Here is a 4,146-nt window from a genome sequence, read left to right on the forward strand (position 1 = left end):
GTCACCAGGATAAGCTTCACGTCCCGGTGGGCGGCGCAACAACAATGACATTTGACGATACGCCACCGCTTGCTTGGATAATGTGGCCTGAGTAGTCACATCACCCGCAATGCCTAAGTCTTCAAGCAATGCATTGCGCACAGCGCCTTCGATTAGCGGTGCTGCGAGTTCCGCGGGGTGCGCAGGTGAATTGATCAATTGGTCACCTCAAAAACTGATTATGTTTGCTTTAAGGCGAATTGTGCACCCCTGCAAGCAAAAGCCTAATTTGGGTGTGAATTGCCTGGAAACAGGATGGGGTTGTCGCCGGGCTTCCAAATTGGAAATTTGGGCATGATTTGTGCGAACCGCTCGGAGTCCAAAAACACATTTAACCAGATTATGACATCGCTAAAATCTTGGGAAAAAAACCAGTCTTTATCCACAAATGCAAATTGGCGCACAAAGGGTACGATGCAAATGTCCGCCAAACTGATCCTAGATCCAAACAAATACGCGCGGTCCTGCAAACGTTCATTCAAGTGACCAAGAAAACCTGCTGCATCGTCTCGGGCCGTAAATGCTGATTCTGGTTCTGAATGAAATCGATATTTATAGCGGTCGAGCAGTGGTTTGAATTGCTGATCCATAGTCAAAATCAGCGCCAAGATCTCGTCCAGATTGCCCTCGATTGGGGCCAGCAAGAGTTCGGGATCGTGTTCAGATAACGCCCAAAGTGCAATGTCTAAGCTCTCGTCAATCACCGTGCCATCGGGCAATTCAAGCACAGGAACGGTGCCTTTTGGCGAAATTTCAAGCATATGATCGGGTTTGTCGCGCAGAATTATTTCCCGCAACACGCACTCAACCTGCGAAGAGGCAATGGCCAATCTAGCACGCATTGCGTACGGGCATCTACGGAAGCTATATAAGGTTGGCCGATCGCTCATTCTCTTTTGATATCAGATATTTGAGCAAACCTCTAGATTGAGATCAAAAAGAACCTCGTTTCCAGTCTGTGGCACTGGAAATTGAAAAAAAGACAGTTTTTCCAACGAACCTGTTTGCATTTTATCGCTGGATGTCGTTTAATTTAACCATATTTTAGTGTATTTTAAAGTGTTCATATGACCAAAAATCTCGCCGTCAAAAATCGGTCGATTGGCCGGGAAGAACCAACGTTCAAGCTTCTCACTCAATCTGACCTGCCGTTCAACCGCCCCAAAGACCAAGAAAGGTTTTGGGGAAACTTGGGACAGATCGAAAGCAATTTCGATATTTCCAATGCCACTGTTTGGTCATTTATGCAGTTCGAGGGCAGGGCATCTTATAATCCCCGCCTACTAGATGACTTTCACAATTGGCACATCAACATCGAAGCACTTAAGTCGCAGATGCACGACCAAATGAAATTTGTCGTGCTGGGTTCAAGGCATGAAGAGTTCTTTTGTCTTGGCGGGGACCTCGATTATTTTTCACGCTGCATTGAAGAGCAAGACCGAGAAGGGCTTTATGAGTATGGCCTGTCATGCGTTCAAATTCTTCATCGCAACTGGCTCGCCACCTCACTCGACCTAGTCACCATTGCATTGGTGCAAGGGGATGCATTGGGGGGCGGCTTTGAATCATTGTTGTCATTCGACATTATTTGTGCGGAAAAAGGTGCAAAATTCGGTTTTGCAGAGCATCTGGTTGGTCTGTTCCCTGGCATGGGAGCTTTGACTTTTTTGGGGCGCAAGCTGGGTTTTGCCAAAGCGGAGCAGCTCATTCGCACTGGGCGGTCACTAAGTGCAGAGGAATTGTTTGAAATGGGGGTGGTTCAAATCCTTGCCGAACCCGGTGAGGGGGTGAAATCCGTCAAGAAATATATTTCCAAAACCACGCCAAGGCACCAACCCGCCTGCGCCTACCATGCAGCCATTAAGCGTGCAAACCCAATACCTTTCGAGGAATTGGACGATATTGTGAGTTATTGGACGGACGCGGCGCTAAAAATTACACCTCGAGAACTCAAAATCATGCGCAGGCTCGTTTCAGCGCAGTCAAATAAGCCTTTGACCGACTAAGGATTAGCCAGCTTCACTCACTGCTGGGGCAGCTTTAACCAGAAGCGCCTCAGCGGCCTCAGCATCCATTGGTCGACCGGTGAAATACCCTTGGATATGGGTAACGCCAACCGATTTGAGGAAGTCCAATTGAGCTTGGGTTTCAACGCATTCTGCGACAACCGTAATATCAAGCGCCTTACCAATTTCAGCAACTGCGGTTGCAACCGCCGCAGAACTTGGGTTCGTCTCCAAATCGCGCACAAAGCTGCCATCAATTTTGATTTTGTTGAATGAAAAGCGCTGCAATTGGCTGAGTGATGAATAGCCAGTTCCAAAATCATCAAGCGATATCTTTACGCCAAGATCCTTCAGCTGTTGAAGCTGCTTCAGACTGTTCTCAATATCAACGATAAAGGCGGTTTCGGTAATTTCCAACTCAAGCAGTTCTGCGGGGAAGTTGTACCGCTTTAGCTGGCGTTTCAGGAAATCAGCAAACCGAGAATCCTGAAACTGAACAGCTGAAAAATTCACCGATATCTGTGTGCGCACAGGCCAGGCAGCTGCAGTCTTGATGGCTTCTTTGGTCACCCAACGACCAATTTCCATAATCTGCCCTGTTTCTTCAGCGGCCGGTATAAATTTGGCGGGCATCATTTTGCCATTTGTTGGATGTGTCCAGCGCACCAAACATTCAAAGCTTGCAACGCTGTTGTTTTCAGCGTTGACAATTGGCTGAAATGCCAACTTGAATTGGCTCTTTTCCAAAGCCTGTTTGATGTCCAGCTCAAGCGCACGCATTTGTTGCAAGCGCTGATCCATTTGCGGTTCAAAATAGGCAAACTTGTTACGACCCGCTTTTTTCGCGGCATAGAGGGCCATATCTGCCCGCTTGAGCAGCAAGTCCGCGTCATTACCATCTTTTGGTGCAATCACAATGCCCACGGAAGCGCCAATTTGAATGAAGTGAGAATTGACGTTAAAAGGTTGGTGCAATGCCGCAACAATTTGTTGTGCCAAGTCACGCGGCGAGCGGGCTTGAGGTGATAGTTTTTGCAAAACCAAAAACTCGTCACCGGCCATTCGTGCAACGTCACCTTCATCCAAGCACACATCGCAAATTCGATCTGCAACTTGTTTCAAAAGCATGTCGCCAATTGGGTGTCCCAAGGTATCGTTGACGCTCTTAAAATGGTCCAAATCAATGTAGTGAACGGCCAATTCAGAGGATTCATCCATCTGCTCAAGTTTTTGAATAAAGGCTTCATGTACAGAAACACGATTCATCAAACCCGTGAGTTGATCCACCCAGGCAAGGTTTCTGATCCGCGCTTCAGCTTTTTCTTTTTCTGTCACATCGGCAAAAACAATAACGGTGTTGCCATTTTCCATGGTCCGTGTGGACGCCGAAACAAAGCGGCCATCGCTCAGTTTGGCCGTTTCTGCCCATTCGCCGCGTCCATTGCTGCTCTTTTGGGTGGTGATCTTGGAGTGATCGTCCGGATGAAACGCGGAAATGATCTTTTCCATCGTAGTGCCATATTCAAACAATGATTGCTCCGCACCAATAATGTCGGCAACCTTCTCATTCCAAACCACAAGGGTTTGATTTTGATCGAACATGCAAAGTCCGTGCGACATATTCGTAAGTGCTGCATCAAAACGCTCTGCTTGCTGTTTGAATGATGAAGCGAGCTCAGCGTTGCGCTGTTTATGTTCCAATGCATCGATGATTGTTTTGCGCACAGCAATTGTGATGTCGGTCATACCAAACATGAATAGAATCAGAGCAAAACCGACAACGTGATAAAAGATGGTGTCTTGCATCATCAGGCCAACGCCCATCGGAATTGTGGCAAGATACAATTGGCTGAGGGCCAGCCATGGCCGTCCCGCATTCCGCCCCGCAATGCTCGCGCCATAAGCAGCGGCAGTTGTGCAAAGCATCAAATGAACCGGCGCATTGTCTATTCGGGTGAGGGCAAAAAATGTGACCACGCCCAAGCCGGCACTAAATGCGCCAGCGCCTATCGTGTAGGCCCATTCCCATTGCCTTACATTTTCGACTGTAACCGATGAACCTGAACGCAAGTAAATAATGCCAATGATAATTCTTGCAACA

Annotated in this window: 3 protein-coding genes and 1 pseudogene; 1 reads left to right on the forward strand and 3 read right to left on the reverse strand. The window is 47.7% G+C overall.

The features are described from left to right. Positions 1 to 198 (reverse strand): annotated as a pseudogene (locus Q0231_RS13300) (F0F1 ATP synthase subunit alpha); the annotation flags it as partial. A gap of 65 nt (positions 199 to 263) precedes the next feature. Next, positions 264 to 929 (reverse strand): glutathione S-transferase, encoded by a 666-nt coding sequence (locus Q0231_RS13305; RefSeq protein WP_299348065.1) that lies wholly within the window; start codon positions 927 to 929, stop codon positions 264 to 266. A 177-nt stretch (positions 930 to 1,106) separates the two neighbouring features. Here Q0231_RS13305 and Q0231_RS13310 point away from each other — a divergent pair, with 177 nt between their 5' ends. After that, on the forward strand, positions 1,107 to 2,045 hold the full coding sequence (locus Q0231_RS13310; protein ID WP_299348066.1) for a crotonase/enoyl-CoA hydratase family protein: 939 nt from the start codon (positions 1,107 to 1,109) through the stop codon (positions 2,043 to 2,045). 3 nt (positions 2,046 to 2,048) lie between these two features. Here the strand turns inward: Q0231_RS13310 and Q0231_RS13315 are convergent. Next, positions 2,049 to 4,146: EAL domain-containing protein (locus Q0231_RS13315; protein ID WP_299348067.1), on the reverse strand; the 2,098-nt coding region annotated here is incomplete at its 5' end.

The sequence above is a fragment of the uncultured Maritalea sp. genome (assembly GCF_937139385.1).
In the GTDB taxonomy this organism is placed as follows: Bacteria; Pseudomonadota; Alphaproteobacteria; order Rhizobiales; family Devosiaceae; genus Maritalea; species Maritalea porphyrae_A.